This window comes from Leucobacter allii, from assembly GCF_022919155.1.
Taxonomy (GTDB): domain Bacteria; phylum Actinomycetota; class Actinomycetes; order Actinomycetales; family Microbacteriaceae; genus Leucobacter; species Leucobacter allii.
The window spans coordinates 3,380,528-3,398,469 of record NZ_CP095045.1; the positions used below are offsets into that span (position 1 = coordinate 3,380,528).

The following is a 17,942-nucleotide window of genomic DNA, read 5'->3' on the forward strand; positions in this document are numbered from 1 at the left end:
GCCGTGAAGTCCGAAGGAGGTGGGTCAGTAATGCATCCGTACGAACTCATGGTGATCCTCGATCCGGGTATCGACGAGCGCACGGTGGCCCCCAGCTTGGAGAAGTTCCTGGGCGTCATCCGCAACGCGGGCGGCGAGATCGAGAACGTCGACATCTGGGGCAAGCGCCGTCTTGCTTACGAGATCAAGAAGCAGGCCGAGGGCATCTACGCCGTGGTCAACTTCACCGCGACCCCCGAGGCGACCGCCGAGCTGGACCGCCAGCTGGGTCTCTCCGAGGCCGTGCTGCGCACGAAGGTGCTCCGCGCTGACGAGCTCATCGCCCAGCGCGCCGCGCAGGCGAAGCGCGATCAGGCGAAGGCCGCCCGTGCGGCCGCGAAGGTGGGCGCGTAGATCATGGCCGGCGAGCCGCTGATCACCGTCGTCGGCAACCTCGTTGCCGACCCCGAGCCGCGGGTCAGCCAGGCGGGCAAGTCGTGGGTGACCTTCCGGATCGCCTCGACGCCGCGCGTGCGCGACCGCCAGTCGGGTGACTGGTCGGACGGCGAGCCGCTGTGGCTCGGCTGCCGCGCATACGGCGAGTACGCCGACAACATCGCGGCGTCGCTCACCAAGGGCATGCGCGTCCTCGTGCAGGGCCGTCTCACGCAGCGCAGCTACACCGACAACCAGGGGCAGCAGCGCACCTCCCTCGACCTCGAGGTCGAGGAGATCGGACCCTCGCTCCGCTTCGCCACGGCGCAGGTGTCGCGCGGGCAGTCCCGCGGCCAGGTCGGCGGCTTCGGCGGCGGCAACGCCCAGCCCGCCGGTCAGCCGAGCTGGGGTCAGCCCGCGGCGCAGCCGCAGGACAACCCCTGGACCAATTCGGGCCAGGGCGACTCCTCCGCCGGCGGCTTCGGCGGCGGATTCGACGACGAGCAGCCCTTCTAGGCAGCAGCCCCGCCTCCGGGCGGCGAGCTCCCCTCCGCCGGTCACCGGCGGCGAAACACTTCTTGTCCCGGGCGAGATCCCGGGGCGCATCACGAAAAGAGACCACTATGGCAGGCAAGTCCAGCGGCGCAGGCCGCAAGCCGGGTCGCGGCAAGAACGCGAAGGCCGTTGCACCCGCGAAGAAGCAGACCGTCGGCGTCATCGACTACAAGGACGTCGCGACGCTCCGCAAGTTCATCTCTGAGCGCGGCAAGATCCGCGCCCGCCGCATCACCGGCGTGTCCGTGCAGGAGCAGCGTCTGATCGCGAAGGCCGTGAAGAACGCCCGCGAGATGGCGCTCCTCCCCTACGCCGGTTCCGGCCGCTAAGGAGTAGAGCATCATGGCGAAGGTAATTCTCACCAACGAGGTCCAGGGCCTCGGCTCGGCCGGCGACGTCGTCGACGTCAAGAGCGGCTACGCGCGCAACTACCTGGTGCCCCAGGGCTACGGGGTGCACTGGACCCGCGGCGGCGAGGCCCAGGTGGCCCAGCTCCGCGCGGCCCGCGCGGCCCGCGCCCTCGCATCCGTCGAGGACGCGCAGGTGCTCAAGGCGAAGCTGCAGGAGGGCAAGATCCGCCTGCACGCCAAGACCGGCACGGGCGGGCGCCTCTTCGGTTCGATCAAGCCCGCAGCGGTCGCCGCAGCGGTGTCGGACGCCGGCCTCGGCGAGATCGACAAGCGCAAGATCACCCTCCCCTCGATCAAGTCGACGGGCGAGTACCAGGCGGTCATCCACCTCCACGAGGGTGTCGACGCCGAGGTCACCCTGCAGGTCATCGCCCAGCGCTGACCGTGCCGCGAACGGGGCGGCGGGATCCTTCGGGATCCCGCCGCCCCGTCGTCGTGTCCGGGGGCGGTCTCGTGAACGGCCCGTGAACGGGCGCCGACATTCCCGGGCCGATCCGGACTTGACAAGCGGCCCTCGCGTCCGGATTTATCCACAGCCCTCGGGCGATTCGAAGATTCAAGCTTCACCTGAGAGTTGAATAACTTTCGACTTGTGGATAATCAAAACCCCAGTTCAGCGCGAAAATATCCGCATCAATGCACAAGCCGTCCACAGGCTATCCCCAACGATGTGGAAACCGCGCGGCGAAATTCGGCGAGTTATGCACCGAGTTATCCACAGGCTTTTCGGGTCGCTGTTTGAAGCGCCGCCGCCGCCCCCCTACCGTGAATGTCAGGGGTCCGGTGTCTGATCGAACAGTGACCGGATCCGTCTCATCGTGAAGGAGTGACCGCGTGTCGATCGCACACCTGGGAATCCCCGACCCGTTCCTCGAGGACGCGTCGCGCGGCCATGAGCGGACCCCGCCCTACGACCTGCTCGCCGAGCAGAGCGCCCTCGGCGGCATGCTGCTCTCGAAGGACGCGGTGGCCGACGTCACGGGCCTCCTCAAGGGCGGCGACTTCTACGTGCCGAAGCACGAGGTGATCTACGAGGCCGTCCTCTCGCTCTACTCCCGCGGCGAGCCGACCGACGTGATCACTGTGACCGACGAGCTCACCAAGACGGGCGAGCTGCAGCGCGCCGGCGGCCCGGAGTACCTGCACACGGTCACGAGCATCGTGCCGACGGCGGCGAACGCCAGCTTCTACGCCGAGATCGTGGCCGAGAAGGCCCTGCTGCGCCGGCTCGTCGAGGCGGGCACCCGCATCGTGCAGATGGGCTACGCCGGCGAGGGCGAGGCGATCGATCTCGTGAACGTGGCGCAGTCGGAGATCTACGGCGTGACGGGCGAGAACCAGGGCGAGGACTACGTGCCGCTCTCGCTCGCGGTCGACGCCGCGCTCGAGGAGATCAACAAGGCCAACGGCGCCGCCGACGGCATGCTCGGGGTGCCGACCGGTTTCAGCGAGCTCGACGCGATGACCAACGGCTTCGCGGGCGGGCAGATGATCATCATCGCGGCGCGCCCCGCGATGGGCAAGTCCACGCTCGCCATGGATGTGGCGCGCCACGCCTCCGTGCACGCCCAGGCGCCGACCGTGTTCTTCTCGCTCGAGATGGGCCGTGCGGAGATCGCGATGCGCCTGCTCGCCGCCGAGGCGACCATCCCGATGCAGACGCTCCGCAAGGGGGCGCTCGACGGCCGCGACTTCCAGAAGCTCGCCGCCACGCAGGCGCGCGTGGCCGAGGCCCCGCTCTTCATCGACGACAGCCCGAACCTCACGCTCGTCGAGATCCGCGCGAAGTGCCGGCGCCTCAAGCAGCAGCACGGGCTGCGCATGGTGGTCATCGACTACCTGCAGCTGCTCTCATCGGGCAAGAAGGCCGAGAGCCGGCAGCAGGAGGTGTCGGAGTTCTCGCGCGCGCTGAAGCTGCTCTCGAAGGAGCTCGACGTCCCCGTCATCGCGCTCTCGCAGCTCAACCGCGCCTCCGAGCAGCGCGCCGACAAGATGCCGGCCATCAGCGACCTGCGCGAGTCCGGATCCCTCGAGCAGGACGCCGACATGGTGATCCTGCTGCACCGCGAGGCCGTCGGCGACCGGGACAGTCCGCGGGCGGGCGAGGCCGACTTCATCCTCGCGAAGCAGCGCAACGGGCCCACGGGTACCGTGACGGTGGCGTTCCAGGGCCACTACTCGCGCTTCCAGGACATGCCGCAGGGCGTCTGAGGCTCGCCCGGCGGACACGCCTCGGTCGCCCGGCGCGATCAGGCGCGGCCCAGCTTCCCTGCGGTGAGCAGGGTAGACTGGGAATCGACTCGGAAAGGTGTGTCATGACGCTTGCGGCTGCTCCTGCTGGAGGTCCGGCGACTCCTGACGCACTCCCCTCTCGAGGCGTCCGGCTGTTCCGCGTCGCGGTGCTCCTCGTGGCCGGCCTCGCCATCGCCTTCAGCGCGACGATGCACGAGCGGCTGGGCTTCGATCTCGCGCTCGCGAGCGTCGCGCTCGGGGCCATCGGGGTCGCCCATCTTGTCCACGTGCTCCGCGGTCGCGCCGCGGGCGGCGTGGCGATCCCCGCGCTCCTCGGCGCCGTCGCGCTCGTCGCGGCGCTCGTCGTGCCCTTCACCGGTACCGCGATCGGCTTCGCGGTCGCCATCGCCGCCTGGGCGCTCGTGAGCGCGCTGCTCGAGTTCATCGGGGCGGCGGTGCGGCCAGGCAGCCGCCAGGACGCGACGCTGCTCGGTGCGATCGGGATCCTCCTCGCGATCTGCGCACTGCTCGTGCGGGACGACCCGGTGGCGATCCTCGGCTTCTTCGGCGGCTACGCGATCGTCGCGGGGGTCTTCCTCGGCATCTCGGCCTTCGATCGCCGCGGCGGAGCCCCCGAGGCCGCCGCGGGCGCGCGATAGTCCTCCTTCGATTCGATCCCTTCCGGAAAGCCACACGATGTCCCAGAATCCCGAGCCCGTCGACCCGGGTCCCGTGACGCCCTCGCGCCGCGACCGACTGCGCCCGCTCGAGCTCATCGGCTTCTCCGCCGTGCTCGGCGTGTTCGCCGGCCTCGTCGTGCTGCTGGTCACCCGTGAGCTGCTGCTCGCCGCGATCTTCCTGGGCGTCGGCTTCATCGTGACGATCATGGTGGTGGCGCTCATCGGCCTCGGCGGCAAGCCGAGCGAGGAGGATCTCGAGGCGCGGAAGGATCTGCAGCGGCCCGAGGACGGGAAGACCTGGCACTGAGCGGCGGCCCCGCCGCGGGCGGGCCGGCGTCCGGCCGGCAGTTCCCGCTCGTCCACGGCGCCCAGCGCGCGGTCGTCGCGTCCATCGGCGCGAGCCTGCGCAGCTATCGCATCGGCGAGCGCGATCTGATCGTCCCCTTCGCCGCCGAGGAGCCCGCGCCCGTCTTCCGCGGACTCACGGTGGCGCCGTGGCCGAATCGCGTCGTGGACGGGCGCTACCGCTTCCGGGGCGCGGCGTACCGCCTGCCCGTCACCGAGCCGGCGCGCGGGCATGCGCTGCACGGCTTCACCCGGGGGCTCGACTTCGCGCCCGTGGGGCACGACGGCGGCGAGGCGCACGAGCACGTCGCGGATGACGACGGCATCGCCGCCCGCGGGGGCACCGCTGCGCCCGCGTCGGCACCGCGGGAGTCCGCCGCGGCGCTTTCCGGCGCGCCTGCCTCTGCCGCGGTGCCCTCTGCCGCGGTGCCCTCTGCCGCGGTGCCTTCCGCTGCGCCGACCTCCGCCGTCACGCTGCGGGCCGTGATCGCGCCGAGTCCCGGATATCCGTGGCGGATCCGCCTCGATGTGCGCTACGCGCTCGGCGAGGCGGGCCTCACCCAGACCGTGACGGCGACGAACCTCGGCGAGGGCGTTGCTCCCTACGGCGTCTGCCCCCACCCGTACCTCGTCGCGGGGCCGGGTCCTCTCGACGCGTGGCAGCTCGCACTGCCCGCCGAGCGGGTCATGGAGACCGTGGGCGAGCGGCTCCTTCCCGGGACGGTGCGCGGCGTCGGCGTCGACGCGGAGCGCTTCGACTTCCGGGAGCCACGCCGCATCGGCGAGGCGGTGATCGATCACGCCTTCACCGACGTCGCGCGCGACGCCGGGGGCCGCGCGCGACTCGAGCTGCGCGCGGCGGACGGCGGTGGCGTGGCGATGGTGTGGGGGTCGGCCTGCCCGTGGGTGCAGCTGTGCACGGCGGATGCCCCTGCGGGCGCCGCCGATCCCGGGCATCGCGCGGGGCTCGCCGTCGAGCCGATGAGCTGCGCGCCCGACGCCTTCAACGCGGGGGAGTCGGCCGGCCTCGTCGCGCTCGCCCCCGGATCCGCGCATCGCGCCGAGTGGCGCATCGAGCCGCTGCCCGCCGCCTGAGCCGCGCCGATCCGGAACCCCCCGCCTCCCGCCGTCCCCTCTCCCCGCCGCCTCCACTTTCCCGCCGCCTCCTTCGGACGTCAGTAGTTGCGGCTTGCACGCGCGCGAACCCGCAACTACTGACGTGCGAAGGGGCGGAGAGGGTCGGAGGGGGTCGCCGAGGGGAACGTGCGAAAGGGAACGTGCGGAGGGGTGGGGGGTCGCGGATGGGGAACGTGCGGGGAACGTGCGGGGAACGTGCGGCGCGGGCTCGGGATCCGCGCGGGCGGGGGAACGCGCGGGAAGCGGACGGCCCCTAGACCCGAGCCGAGCGGCGGCGGCCGCCGGCGTGCGGCCGGGCTCGGCGGGCCCGCCTGGCCTCGCCGCGGGCGCGCGACCAGGTGCGGGCCGGCCGGCTCGACAGGGCGAGCAGCACCAGGATGTCGAGGGAGAGGGTGAGCAGGGTCGTGCGCACCGTGATCTCCTCCCCGTTGGCGAAGTAGGCGATCGCGTGGGCGACGATCGTGAGCGTGGTCCAGCCCAGCGCGAGCATGCGCGCGGTGGTGCTGCCCCGCCAGATGAGCACGGCGAAGACGATGAGCACGCCGAGCCACACCGCGCCGAAGCCGATGAGCACGCCGAGCACGGCGGCGCCCTCGGCCGTCCCGGCGTCGACGCCGGCCTCCTCGGCGATCCGCGGCCAGACCCTGAGGAAGCCGGCGCCCCACAGCACGGTCGCCGCGGCGCGCAGCAGCACGAGCACGGTGCCGCCCACGATGGGGGCGGGCCGCGGCGCATCGGCGGCGGCCGCGGGATCCCGGTCGAAGAGCGCCGTCGTCTCGATCGCCGGGCGCTTCCCCGGATCGCGGGGAGGTCGAGGCCTCCGCGCGCCCGCGGCGCTCATGCCGCCGCCCCGTCGAGATCGATGACGGGCAGGTCGCCGTCGGTGCGGATGCTGTCGCCCCCGCCGTTGCGCGAGTGGTATCCCGTCGAGAAGTCGCGCAGCACCTCCAGCCGGGCGCCGGTTCCCGCCCCGAGCACCGTGCGCACCACGTGGTCGCGCTCCACGTCGGTGTCGGCGTCGATGCGGTGCGTCACCTGCAGGGTGAAGAGGGACAGCCCCACGGCGCGGTCGAAGGTGCCGGCGGCGAGCCAGTCGACCCGCGCGCCGCCCGGCAGCAGCCACCCCTCGGGCGTCCGCCAGAAGCGCACGTGGTGGCGCTTCGCCGGGTTGCCCGCCACCTCCTGCTGATACGCGAAGTCCTGCATGCGCCCGAAGAGGAAGAGGGGGCTCACGGGCGCGCGCTCGTAGCTCTTGCGGGTGACGGTCGACGCGATGATCCCCCAGGAGGATCGCAGCGTCACCGGGTCCGCCCGGGTCCACCCGGCCGCCGCCATCGTCTCGTGCAGTCGTGCCTCCGGCCCCCGCACCGCGAGGTTGATCGGGTCGCCGAGCAGCCCGTCGCTCGTGCGGGCGCGGCCGATGAAGTAGTCGGGCACGTAGACGGTCGTGAGGATGCGGTGCAGCCGCGGCAGCGCGAGATACGCGAGGATCGCCCAGAACGCGATGAGGAACGCGATCCCGACCCAGCCGAAGTGGAAGGTCTCGGTCAGGACGAGCCAGGCGAGCCAGACGGCCGCGGCGCCGGCGAAGATGAAGAAGAACTCATCGAGCACCGCGGTGAGCGAGACGCGTCGCGTCCGAGCCGCCGCCGTCGCGCCCCGTCCGTTCCTCGCGTGCATGCCACCATGCTAGCGAGTGCCGGGGAGTCGGCGGCGCGACGGCCGCCGGAGTCAGCGCGTGAGGAAGTCGACGAGCCGCACCGCGTCGCCGATGTACGTGGCCGGGGTGAGGGCGAGCAGGCGCTGCTTGGCGGCCTCGCCGATCTCGAGGCCCTCGACGAACTCGCCGAGCTCGGCCTGGCCGATGCGGCGCCCGCGGGTGAGCTCCTTGAGCGCCGCGTACGGGTCGCTGATGGTGGAGCGCCCGGCGGTGACCTCCGCGCGGATCACCGTCTGGATGGCCTCGCCGAGCACCTCCCAGTTCGCATCGAGGTCGGCTGCGAGCACCTCGGGAGCCGCGTCGATCTGACCGAGCCCCTTGAGAATGTTGTCGAGCGCGAGCACGGAGTGGCCGAGGCCGACGCCGATGTTGCGCTGCGCCGAGGAGTCGGTGAGGTCGCGCTGCCAGCGGCTCGTCACGAGGGTCTGCGCGAGCGAGTCGAGGATCGCGTTGGAGAGTTCGAGGTTCGCCTCGGCGTTCTCGAAGCGGATCGGGTTGACCTTGTGCGGCATCGTCGAGGAGCCGGTGGCGCCCGCGACCGGGATCTGGCGGAAGTAGCCGATGGAGATGTAGCTCCAGACATCCGTCGCGAGGTTGTGGAGGATGCGGTTCGCGTGCGCGATGCGCGTGTAGAGCTCCGCCTGCCAGTCATGGGACTCGATCTGCGTGGTGAGCGGGTTCCAGTCGAGCCCGAGGCGCTCGACGAAGCGCTGCGACACCTCGGCCCAGTCGGTGTCGGGATCGGCGGCGAGATGCGCCGCGAAGGTTCCCGTGGCGCCGGAGAACTTGCCCAGGTACTCGATGTCGTCGATCTGATGGAGCTGCCGCTCGAGGCGGTGCACGAAGACGGCGAGCTCCTTGCCGAGCGTCGTCGGCGTCGCCGGCTGGCCGTGCGTGCGGCTCATCATCGGGAGCTCGCGGTACAGCTCGGCCTGCCGCGCGATCTCGGCGATCACCCGCTCGAAGCGCGGCCGCCAGACCTCCGCGACCGCCTGCTTGACGGTGAGGGCGTAGGACAGGTTGTTGATGTCCTCGCTCGTGCAGCACACGTGGGTGAGCTCCGCGAGATGCCCGAGCCCCTGCGTCTCGAGCCGCGCGCGCACGAGGTACTCGACGGCCTTCACGTCGTGCTGCGTCGTGCGCTCGGTCTCGGCGAGCTCGTCGATCTCCGGCTGCCCGAAGCCTGCGGCCCAGGCGCGCAGCGACGCCAGCTGCTCGGGGGCGAGCGGGGTCGCGCCGAGCAGCGAGCGCTCCGTGAGCTCCGCGAGCCACTCCACCTCGACGTGCACGCGCGCCTTGTTCAGCCCCGCCTCCGAGAGGGTGTCGCCGAGCTCCGCGACCGCCTGGCGGTAGCGGCCGTCGAGCGGGCTGATGGGCTGCGGGGGGAGCGAAGTCATGGGAGCCTCTCGGGGTCGGGATCGCGGTCCGACCCCATTCTCCCACGTCGTCCGGCGGCCCGGCGCTGGCCCGGATCCCCCGGCGCCCCGCGCTCAGCGATCCCGGTCGCGCTTCTTGCTCGTGCCCAGCAGGCCGTTCATGATGCCGGAGAGGATCGAGAGGACGAGCGCGGCGAGCACGCCCCACCAGAAGCCGCCGACGCCGAGCCCGAAGCCCATGAGCTCGGAGAGCCAGGCGACGACCGTGATCATGATCCCGTTGACGATCAGCCCGAAGAGCCCGAGGGTGACGATGTACAGCGGGATCGAGACGAAGCGCACGACCCTGCCGAGCGTGCCGTTCACGATGCCGAACACGAGCGCCACGAGCAGCAGCGTGACGACGCGGCTCGCGGGCTCCCCGTCGTAGGGGACGATCCACACGCCGTGATCGCCCGAGCCGCCCACGATGAGCGTCGTGAGCCACAGCGCGAAGGCGTTGACGATGATCCGGGCGATGGTGCGCATGGCACCAGTCTCGCACGCGCTCGGGCCGCGCGCGAGGCGCCGGATCCCGGCCGTCAGCCCTCGAGATGCGCCGCGGCGAGCCCGGAGCGCACGAACGCCATGTGCATCTCCGTCTGCGCGAGCGCGGAGCCGAGCACGAAGCCGTCGAGCCCGTCCCAGCCGGCGGACCAGCGCAGCTGGGACGCGACGCGCCAGACCGTCGGGTCGTCCTCGCGCGCCAGCACCGCCGCGACCTCGCGTGTGCGCCGCAGATGGTGCTCGGCGAGCGCCGCGCACCGTTCGGCGAGGCCGCGGAAGCGGAACTGGTGCCCCGGCGACACCTCGTCGGCGTCGAAGACGGCGATGCGCTCGAGGCCCTCGAGGTACTCGGCGACGGGGTTCGTCTCCGAGCGCGCGCCGAGCCCGAGCCCGCTCGTCATGGCCGGGAGCACGTGGTCGCCCGTGTAGATCACCCCGCCCTCCGCGTCGCGGAGGGCCAGGTGGCCCGTCGTGTGGCCCGGGGTGTGGATCGCCGCGATGCGGCGGCCGGGGATCGGCAGGAGGTCCCCGTCCTCGAGCCGGACGTCGGCGCGGGGGAGCCCCGCCGTCTCGCCGTCGGCGGCGGCGCTCGCGCTGATCGAGCGCGACTCCTCCGGCGGCACGCCCCAGCGCGCGCGCCGCTCCCGCGAGGTCTCGGCGTCGGGATCGCGCGCCGCGGGCCCGGCCCCCGCACCCGGGGCGGGCGCTCCGTCGCGCCCGAGCTCCGCAGCGCGCTGCCGGGCGAGCCGCGGCAGCGCATCGTCCTCCGCGCGGTGCAGGAGCAGCCGCGCACCGGACGCCGCGCGCAGGCGCGCCGCGAGCCCGAGGTGGTCGCCGTGGAGGTGCGTCGCCGTGATCGTCGCGACGTCCGCGATGCCGGAGCCGAGGGCGGCGAGCTCGTCGGCGAGGCGCTCGAACTGCGCCGCGCCGTCGACGCCGGGGTCGATGACGTGCATCCCGTCATCGGCGGCGATCACCGTGCAGAGGTTGTAGGGGAGCTGCGGGCTCGCCATGGGCATCGCGAGCGACCACACCCCGGGACGGAACTCCTCCGTGGGCGGCAGGGCGCCCGCGCGGTGCGCGGCGAACTGCGCGGTGCTCGTCGGCTGGAGCGGCATCGCATCCTCCTGGGGCGCTCGGACGGGGTCAGACGTACCGTATCGCGTCCGGGCGCGAGGGCCGGGATCGCCGGCGGCCGGGGCGCGGCCGCCGGCGCTCGGCCGCCGGCGCTCGGCCCCGCGGCCGGTCGTCCCGCCGCGACTAGACTGATGAGCCATGAGCGAGAACGCCGCCGTCCCCGTCCGTCTGCGCGCCGAGGTGCTCGCCGCCCCCGCCTACCGGCAGGGGGCAGCGCCCACGAAGCCGGGGTTCAAGCTCTCGAGCAACGAGAACCCGTTCGCGCCGCTGCCCGGCGTGCTCGACGCCCTCAGGCGGCGCCTCGACGTGAACCGCTACGCGGGCGCGGCGATGCCCGAGCTGCGCGCGGAGCTCGCCGCGCCGTTCGGCGTTGGCCCCGAGCGCGTGCACCTGGGGGCCGGCTCGGTGACGATCCTCTACCAGCTCGTGCACGCCGCCGCGGGCGCGGGCGACGAGTACCTCTTCGCGTGGCCGAGCTTCGAGGCGTACCCCTCCCTCGGCCTCGCCTCGGGCGCGACGCCGGTGCCCGTGCCGCTCGCCGCGGGCGCGCGCCACGACCTCGACGCGATGGCGGACGCGATCACCGAGCGCACGCGGGCGATCCTGCTGTGCACGCCGAACAACCCGACCGGGCCCGCGATCGCGCGCGCCGACTTCGACCGCTTCATGGCGCGCGTCCCCGCGACCGTCCTCGTGGTGCTCGACGAGGCGTACCGCGAGTTCGTCACCGACCCCGCGGCGGTGCGCGGCGAGGACGTGCTCGCGGCGCACCCGAATCTCGTCGTGCTGCGCACCTTCTCCAAGGCCTACGGCCTCGCCGGCCTCCGCATCGGCTACGGCGTCGGAGAGCCGGCGATCCTCGCCGCGGCGCAGAGCATCGCGATCCCGCTCTCCGTCACGGGGATCGCGGAGGCGGCGGCCCGCGCTTCGCTCGAGCCCGCGGCCCGCGGGGAGCTCGAGGCCCGCGTCGCGGTCATCGTGGAGCGACGCGACGCGCTCGTCGCGGGCCTCCGGGAGCTCGGGCTCGCGATCCCCGAGGCGCAGGGCAACTTCGTCTGGATCCCCGAGGGCGAGGGGGGCGTCGCCGACGCGCAGACGCTCGCCGCCGCCTTCGCCGGGGCCGGGACCCTCGTGCGCCCGTTCGCGGGGCACGGGGTGCGGATCTCGGTCGGCGAGGCGGAGAGCCTGCCCGAGGTGCTCGACATCGTGCGCCGGTTCCTCGGCTGAGCGCGCCCGGCGCTCGGCTCGAAGGCCGCCCGCCCGGCGGTTCCCGTTCGCCCGTCCCCGCCCGCCCGTCCCCGGTCGGCGATGGCGCGGGAATGACGCGAGCGGGGATGATCTCGCCGCATGACCCCCGTTCGCGTCATACGCGGCGGGCTTCGGCGCGCGGCGGTATATCCGCACCCGGCGATGGTGGCTCATTACACTGGGTCGGGATGAGTGAACAGAGCACGATGCGCGCATCCGGCGCGGCGGATCAGCTGCACGGCGGCGACCCCGAGCCGATCCGCTTCCTCGACGAGACGGGCGCCTACGCCCCCTCGGGAACCGCGGCCGAGTACGCCGCGGAGCTCGAGGGCGTCGGCGTCGAGACGTTCCAGCAGTGGTACGCCGACATGGTCGTCACCCGCGCCTTCGACACCGAGTGCACCCACCTCCAGCGGCAGGGGCAGCTCGCGCTGTGGGTGCCGAGCGTCGGCCAGGAGGGCTGCCAGGTCGGCGTCGCCCGCGCGACCGAACCCCAGGACCACGTCTTCCCCGCCTATCGCGAGCACGCCGTCGCCCGGATCCGCGGGGTGCGCCTCCTCGACGTCGCGGCGCAGTTCCGCGGCGTCACCCACGGCGGCTGGGACATCACCGATCCGGCGAACGGCAACGTGCACCTCTACACCCTCGTGCTCGGCTCGCAGACCCAGCACGCCACCGGACACGCGCTCGGCCAGGTGCTCGACGCGAAGCGTCGCGCGGGCGACACCGCGCTCGACGCCGGCGAGGCGGGCGTCGCGACCGGCGAGGCGACGATGGTCTTCTACGGCGACGGCACGTCGAGCCAGGGGGATCCCAACGAGGCGATGATCTTCGCCGCGAGCTACCAGACCCCGAGGTGTTCGTCGTGCAGAACAACGGCTGGGCGATCTCCGTGCCGGTGGCCAGGCAGTCGCGCACCCCGCTGTACCGGCGGGCGCTGGGATTCGGCCTGCGCGCCGTGCAGATCGACGGCAACGACCCGCTCGCGGCCTACGCGGTCGCGCGCCGCTTCCTGCGCCTCGCCCGCGAGGGCGGGGGGCCCGGCTACATCGAGGCGCTGACCTACCGGATCGGCGCGCACACCACGGCCGACGACCCGACGCGCTACCGGCCCGAGGGGGAGCTCGAGGAGTGGCAGCGGCGCGACCCCATCGCCCGGCTCGAGGCCTACCTGCGGGCGCAGGGCGTCGAGGACGCGTTCTTCGCGGCCACCGCCGAGACCGCGGATCGCGAGGCGAAGGCGGTGCGCGACGAGATCCTCGCCCTGCCGGCGCCCGAGGGCGACTCGATGTTCGCGCACGTGTACGCCGAGCCGCACCCCCGCATCGACGAGCAGCGGGAGTGGTTCGCGCGCTACGAGTCGTCGTTCGAGGGGGGCGCGGCATGAGCGGCATCGCCACCCTCGCAGAGCGCACGTCCCTCCCGATCGCGAAGGCGATCAACGAGGGCCTGCGCGCGGCGATGGCGCAGGACGATCGCGTCCTGCTCATGGGCGAGGACATCGGACCCCTCGGCGGCGTCTTCCGTGTCACGGACCGCCTGCAGGCGGAGTTCGGCTCGGCCCGCGTCCTCGACACGCCGCTCGCCGAGGCCGGCATCGTCGGCAGCGCGATCGGTCTCGCGCTGCGCGGCTACCGGCCCGTCGTCGAGATCCAGTTCGACGGCTTCATCTTCCCCGCCTTCAACCAGATCGTGACGCAGCTCGCGAGGATCCGCGCGAGGCACGACGGTCAGGTGTCGATGCCCGTCGTCATCCGCGTGCCCTACGGCGGCCACATCAACTCGATCGAGCACCACGAGGAGAGCCCGGAGGCGTACTTCGCCCACACCCCGGGGCTCCGCGTCGTCGCGCCGTCCACCGCGAACGACGCGTACTGGATGATCCAGCAGGCGATCGCCTCCGACGATCCCGTGCTGTTCTTCGAGCCGAAGGCCAAGTACTGGCACAAGGGCGAGGTCGACCCCGCGGCCCCGTCCGCCGAGCTGCACCGCTCGCGCATCGCGCGGACCGGCACGGACTGCACGGTCGTCGGCTTCGGCGCGATGGTGACCACGCTGCTGCAGGCGGCCGAGATCGCCGCGGCCGAGGGCACGAGCCTCGAGGTCGTCGATCTGCGCACCGTCTCGCCCATCGACTACGAGCCCCTGCTCGCCTCGGTCCGCAAGACCGGCCGTCTCGTCGTCGCCCAGGAGGCCTCGGGGAACGCGAGCGTCGGCAGCGAGATCGCGGCGACGGTCGCCGAGCGGGCCTTCTACTCCCTGCAGGCACCCGTGCTGCGCGTCTCGGGCTACGACGTCCCGTTCCCCGCCGCGGCCATCGAGCCGCTCTTCCTGCCCGACGCCGACCGCGTGCTCGAGGCGGTCGACCGCACGATGCACTACTGACCGGGCCGCCCGTCCGCGCCCGAATCGCCACCGAACCCCAGGAGCCCCCGATGAGCGAGATGACCTTCCCCCTCCCCGACGTCGGCGAGGGGCTGACCGAGGCCGAGATCGTGTCGTGGCAGGTCGCTCCGGGCGACGCCGTGGCGCTCAACCAGGTGATCTGCGAGATCGAGACGGCGAAGTCGCTCGTCGAGCTCCCGTCGCCCTTCGTCGGCACCGTGACCGAGCTGCTCGCCGAGGTCGGCGCGACCGTTCCCGTCGGGGAGGCGATCCTCCGAGTCGAGGTCGTGGGCGACGACGCCCCCGAGACGTCCGGGAATCGCGCTGCGGCGCCTCCCCGGGACACCGCGGAGACGCGCGACGCCGTGACCGATGCGACGGCGAGCGTCGAGCACGAGGAGCCGGGACCGTCCGCCGCGGAGGAGCCGGGCGGCGCCGTGCTCGTCGGCTACGGCACCGGCGGCTCCGCGGCCTCCCGCCGCCGTCGCGGGGGCGAGCCGCTGCTGGCCGTGCCCGGCCACGCGGCGATCCCGGTGGCCGAGGCCGCGCCGATCCTCGCGAAGCCCCCGATCCGCAAGCTCGCGAAGGACCTCGGCGTCGATCTCGCGCAGGTGGCGGGCACGGGCATCGCGGGCGAGGTGCTCCGCGACGACGTGGTGCGTCAGGCCTCGCAGGCGAGTCTCTTCCGCAATCTCTCGACCCCCGAGCCCTCGGCCGCGCGCGAGGAACGGATCCCGCTCAAGGGCATCCGGAAGCTGACGGCGAAGGCCATGGTCGAGAGCGCCTTCGAGGCGCCGCACGTGAGCGTCTTCACCGACGTCGACGCCACCCGCACCATGGAGTTCGTGAAGCGTCTCAAGGCCTCCACCGACTTCGCCGGGGTGAAGGTGTCGCCGCTGCTCATCTTCGCGAAGGCGATGCTGTGGGCGATCCGGCGCAACCCCGAGGTGAACTCGACCTTCACCGAGACCGAGATCATCCGGCACCACTTCGTGAACCTCGGGATCGCGGCGGCGACCCCGCGCGGGCTCGTCGTGCCGAACATCAAGGACGCGCAGGAGCTCAGCCTGCTCGAGCTCGCGGGGGCCATCGAGCAGCTCACCATCACCGCGCGCGACGGCCGCACGCAGCCGGCGGAGATGTCGGGCGGCACCGTCACCATCTCGAACATCGGCGTCTTCGGCATGGACTTCGGCACGCCGATCCTCAACCCGGGGGAGTGCGCGATCATGGCGATGGGCACGATCCGCGAGAAGCCCTGGGTCGTGGACGGCGAGGTGCGCCCGCGCATGGTGACGACCGTGGGCGGCTCCTTCGACCACCGCATCGTCGACGGCGACGTCATCTCCCGCTTCGTGGCGGACGTGGCCTCCGTGCTCGAGGAGCCGGCGCTCCTGCTCGACTGATCGCCCGGGCCGCCCGCGGGCGGCCTGGCGCCGCCGGATCGTGCGGGCGTAGGGTGGGAGGGCAGTGATGAACGCCTCGGCGCCCGGCCCGGAGGACCGCTCCGCGCCGCCGGGCGACGGGGGTCGACGCCGCCCACCGGCGGAGAAGGAGGGCCATCCGTGAAGATCCAGGCGGCGGTCGCGACCGCACCCCAGACCGACCTCGAGATCCGCGAGCTGGAGCTCGACGAGCCCCGCCCCGACGAGGTGACGGTGCGCCTCGTCGCGAGCGGCGTGTGCCACACCGACGCGATCGTGCGCGATCAGTGGTATCCGGTGCCGCTGCCCGCCGTGCTCGGCCACGAGGGATCCGGCGTCGTCGAGGCCGTCGGCGCCGATGTGACCGACCTCGCCGTCGGCGACAAGGTCGTGCTCGCCCCGGCGTCCTGCGGGGTCTGCGAGCACTGCATCGCCGGTCACCCGCAGTACTGCGTCGACTTCTCCCCGCTCAACTTCGGCGGCAGCCGGCCGGACGGCGCCCGGATGTTCTCCGAGCACGGCAGTCCGATCTCCTCGAACTTCTTCGGCCAGTCCTCCTTCGCGTCCGTGACGAACGTGCGAGCGCGCAACGCGGTGAAGGTGGCCGACGACGCGCCGCTCGAACTGCTCGGCCCGCTCGGCTGCGGCATCATGACGGGCTCGGGCTCCGTGCTCAACGTGCTGCGCCCGGGGGCGGGGGAGTCCATCGCGGTGTTCGGCACGGGGGCCGTCGGCCTCGCAGGGATGCTCGCCGCCGTCGCCTCCGGGGCGACGACGATCATCATGGTCGACATCGTCCCCTCCCGACTCGAGTTCGCGAAGGAGCTCGGCGCGACCCACGTCGTCGACTCGCGGGAGGTCGATCCGGTCGAGGCGATCCGGGAGATCACCGGGGGCCGCGGCGTGCAGTACGCGCTCGACACCACGGGCGTGCCGCAGGTGTTCGCGCAGATGACGAAGTCGCTCGCGCTCCGCGGCCACGGCGTGCTCGTGGGCGCCGCGAAGCTCGGCACCGAGGCGCCGTTCGACATCGGCACGCTGCTCACCAGCGGGATCAGCATCTCGATGGTGGTCGAGGGCGATGCGGTGCCGCGGGAGTTCATCCCGAAGCTCATCGCGCTCCACGAGCGCGGACTGTTCCCGTTCGACCGTCTCGTGAAGCGCTACCCCTTCGCGGAGATCAACCGGGCCTTCGCGGATTCGGAGTCGGGCGAGACCATCAAGCCCGTGCTCGTGTACTGACCGGCAGCCGGCTCCGATCGGCCTACGCCGTGAGCACGGCGATGTCGGCCGCGTCGACGTGGAACCGCTCGGGCAGGCCCTGCGCGCGGCGCTGGGCCGGGATCCGGGCGACGACGCCCGGGCCGCCGGCGACCTCGAGATGCAGCACGACGTCCTCGCCGAGATACACCTCGCGGGCGACCGGGGCGTCGAAGGTCGCCGCGGCGTCGTCGTGCGCGCCCGGGGACACCGCCCCGCTGCGGAAGGCGAGGGCGTCGCCCGGACGGGCGTCCGGGAGGCCCGAGAAGCGGATGCCGCCGGCCACCGCGATCCCGCCGGACGCCTCCTCCACGGTGAGGATGTTCTCGAAGCCGATGAAGTCGGCGACGTAGCGCGTCGTGGGCGCGTCGAAGATCTCCTGCGGGGTGCCCGACTGCTCGATCCGACCGGCGTTCATGATCACGATCCGGTCGGAGATGGCGAGCGCCTCCTCCTGATCGTGGGTCACGTAGATCGAGGTGTGCCCGAACTCGTCGTGGAGCCGCCTGACCTCGTCGCGCATGGCCACGCGGAGCTTGGCGTCGAGGTTCGACAGCGGCTCGTCGTAGAGCATCACCTCGCCCGCGGCGACCAGGCCGCGCGCGAGCGCGATCCGCTGCTGCTGCCCGCCGGAGAGCTCGTGGGGGTACCGCTCCGCGTACGCGCTCATGCCGACCGACTCGAGGGCGCGCGCCGCGATCGCCCGCTGCTCCGCGCGCGAGCCCTGCTTGCGCCGCCGCAGCGGGAACTCGACGTTCGCGCGCGCCGACATGTGCGGCCAGATCGCGTAGCTCTGGAACACCATGCCGACCCGGCGACGGTGCGGGGGAGTGAAGTCGGCGAGCTCGCTGTCGACGACGGTGTCCTCGCCGATGCGGATCCTGCCCGCGCTCGGCGTCTCCAGACCCGCGACGCAGCGCAGCGTCGTCGTCTTGCCGCAGCCGCTCGGACCGAGCAGGGTGATGAACTCCCCCCGCTCGATGCGCAGGTCGATCGAATGGAGAACGCGGGTGGAGTTGAAGGTCTTCGCGAGACCCTCGATCGCGATGCCGCCCATGCCGGGATTCCTCTCT

At 72.6% G+C, this 17,942-nt stretch carries 18 protein-coding genes and 1 pseudogene; 13 read left to right on the forward strand and 6 right to left on the reverse strand.

The window, feature by feature from the left end:
• Window positions 1-30: 30 nt before the first annotated feature.
• From rpsF to MUN78_RS15720, 8 genes are all read left to right on the forward strand, one after another.
• Complete coding sequence (gene rpsF, locus MUN78_RS15685) at window positions 31-393, forward strand: 30S ribosomal protein S6 (RefSeq protein WP_130110092.1); 363 nt, start codon at window positions 31-33, stop codon at window positions 391-393.
• A 3-nt stretch (window positions 394-396) separates the two neighbouring features.
• Window positions 397-930 carry a single-stranded DNA-binding protein gene (gene ssb / locus MUN78_RS15690; RefSeq protein ID WP_244692179.1) on the forward strand — a complete coding sequence of 178 codons (534 nt, stop codon included), beginning with the start codon at window positions 397-399 and terminating at the stop codon, window positions 928-930.
• Window positions 931-1,037: 107 nt separating this feature from the next.
• Entirely contained in the window at window positions 1,038-1,298 is a 261-nt protein-coding gene (gene rpsR / locus MUN78_RS15695) for a 30S ribosomal protein S18 (protein WP_244692180.1), read from the forward strand.
• Between the two features lie 13 nt (window positions 1,299-1,311).
• On the forward strand, window positions 1,312-1,761 hold the full coding sequence (rplI, locus tag MUN78_RS15700; RefSeq protein WP_244692181.1) for a 50S ribosomal protein L9: 450 nt from the start codon (window positions 1,312-1,314) through the stop codon (window positions 1,759-1,761).
• A gap of 452 nt (window positions 1,762-2,213) precedes the next feature.
• Complete coding sequence (gene dnaB / locus MUN78_RS15705; protein ID WP_244692182.1) at window positions 2,214-3,590, forward strand: replicative DNA helicase; 1,377 nt, start codon at window positions 2,214-2,216, stop codon at window positions 3,588-3,590.
• A gap of 104 nt (window positions 3,591-3,694) precedes the next feature.
• Complete coding sequence (locus MUN78_RS15710; RefSeq protein WP_244727673.1) at window positions 3,695-4,270, forward strand: hypothetical protein; 576 nt, start codon at window positions 3,695-3,697, stop codon at window positions 4,268-4,270.
• 37 nt (window positions 4,271-4,307) lie between these two features.
• Window positions 4,308-4,598, forward strand: a complete 291-nt coding sequence (locus tag MUN78_RS15715) for an ABC transporter ATP-binding protein (protein ID WP_244692184.1) — start codon at window positions 4,308-4,310, stop codon at window positions 4,596-4,598.
• 110 nt (window positions 4,599-4,708) lie between these two features.
• Window positions 4,709-5,731: an aldose epimerase family protein gene (locus MUN78_RS15720; protein ID WP_429952333.1), complete on the forward strand. Its 1,023-nt coding sequence runs from the start codon at window positions 4,709-4,711 to the stop codon at window positions 5,729-5,731.
• 295 nt (window positions 5,732-6,026) lie between these two features.
• Here the strand turns inward: MUN78_RS15720 and MUN78_RS15725 are convergent, their stop codons facing one another.
• The 5 genes from MUN78_RS15725 to MUN78_RS15745 form a co-directional block, all read right to left on the reverse strand.
• Complete coding sequence (locus MUN78_RS15725) at window positions 6,027-6,614, reverse strand: hypothetical protein (protein WP_244727674.1); 588 nt, start codon at window positions 6,612-6,614, stop codon at window positions 6,027-6,029.
• Complete coding sequence (locus tag MUN78_RS15730) at window positions 6,611-7,453, reverse strand: LssY C-terminal domain-containing protein (protein ID WP_244692186.1); 843 nt, start codon at window positions 7,451-7,453, stop codon at window positions 6,611-6,613. The genes MUN78_RS15725 and MUN78_RS15730 overlap by 4 nt, the downstream gene beginning before the upstream one ends.
• 51 nt (window positions 7,454-7,504) lie before the next feature.
• Window positions 7,505-8,890 (reverse strand): adenylosuccinate lyase, encoded by a 1,386-nt coding sequence (purB, locus tag MUN78_RS15735; RefSeq protein WP_244692187.1) that lies wholly within the window; start codon window positions 8,888-8,890, stop codon window positions 7,505-7,507.
• Between the two features lie 93 nt (window positions 8,891-8,983).
• Complete coding sequence (locus MUN78_RS15740; RefSeq protein WP_244692188.1) at window positions 8,984-9,397, reverse strand: phage holin family protein; 414 nt, start codon at window positions 9,395-9,397, stop codon at window positions 8,984-8,986.
• 53 nt (window positions 9,398-9,450) lie between these two features.
• The gene (locus MUN78_RS15745) at window positions 9,451-10,533 is read right to left on the reverse strand and encodes an MBL fold metallo-hydrolase (protein WP_244727676.1); all 1,083 of its coding nucleotides are present in this window, start codon (window positions 10,531-10,533) and stop codon (window positions 9,451-9,453) included.
• Between the two features lie 157 nt (window positions 10,534-10,690).
• Between MUN78_RS15745 and MUN78_RS15750 the strand changes: the two genes are divergently transcribed.
• The 5 genes and pseudogenes from MUN78_RS15750 (at window position 10,691) to MUN78_RS15770 (ending at window position 16,851) form a co-directional block, all read left to right on the forward strand.
• Window positions 10,691-11,779: a histidinol-phosphate transaminase gene (locus MUN78_RS15750; protein WP_244727678.1), complete on the forward strand. Its 1,089-nt coding sequence runs from the start codon at window positions 10,691-10,693 to the stop codon at window positions 11,777-11,779.
• Window positions 11,780-12,006: 227 nt separating this feature from the next.
• Window positions 12,007-13,187 (forward strand): annotated as a pseudogene (locus MUN78_RS15755) (thiamine pyrophosphate-dependent enzyme).
• A complete protein-coding gene (locus MUN78_RS15760; protein WP_244692191.1) occupies window positions 13,184-14,185 on the forward strand; it encodes an alpha-ketoacid dehydrogenase subunit beta in 1,002 nt (333 codons plus the stop codon). The pseudogene MUN78_RS15755 and the gene MUN78_RS15760 overlap by 4 nt, the downstream one beginning before the upstream one ends.
• Before the next feature lie 50 nt (window positions 14,186-14,235).
• The gene (locus MUN78_RS15765; protein WP_244727680.1) at window positions 14,236-15,591 is read left to right on the forward strand and encodes a dihydrolipoamide acetyltransferase family protein; all 1,356 of its coding nucleotides are present in this window, start codon (window positions 14,236-14,238) and stop codon (window positions 15,589-15,591) included.
• 159 nt (window positions 15,592-15,750) lie between these two features.
• Window positions 15,751-16,851 carry an NAD(P)-dependent alcohol dehydrogenase gene (locus MUN78_RS15770; protein ID WP_244727682.1) on the forward strand — a complete coding sequence of 367 codons (1,101 nt, stop codon included), beginning with the start codon at window positions 15,751-15,753 and terminating at the stop codon, window positions 16,849-16,851.
• A gap of 22 nt (window positions 16,852-16,873) precedes the next feature.
• On the opposite strand, the gene MUN78_RS15775 is transcribed toward MUN78_RS15770, so the two are convergent.
• Window positions 16,874-17,926 (reverse strand): ABC transporter ATP-binding protein, encoded by a 1,053-nt coding sequence (locus MUN78_RS15775; protein WP_244727683.1) that lies wholly within the window; start codon window positions 17,924-17,926, stop codon window positions 16,874-16,876.
• Window positions 17,927-17,942 lie beyond the last annotated feature (16 nt).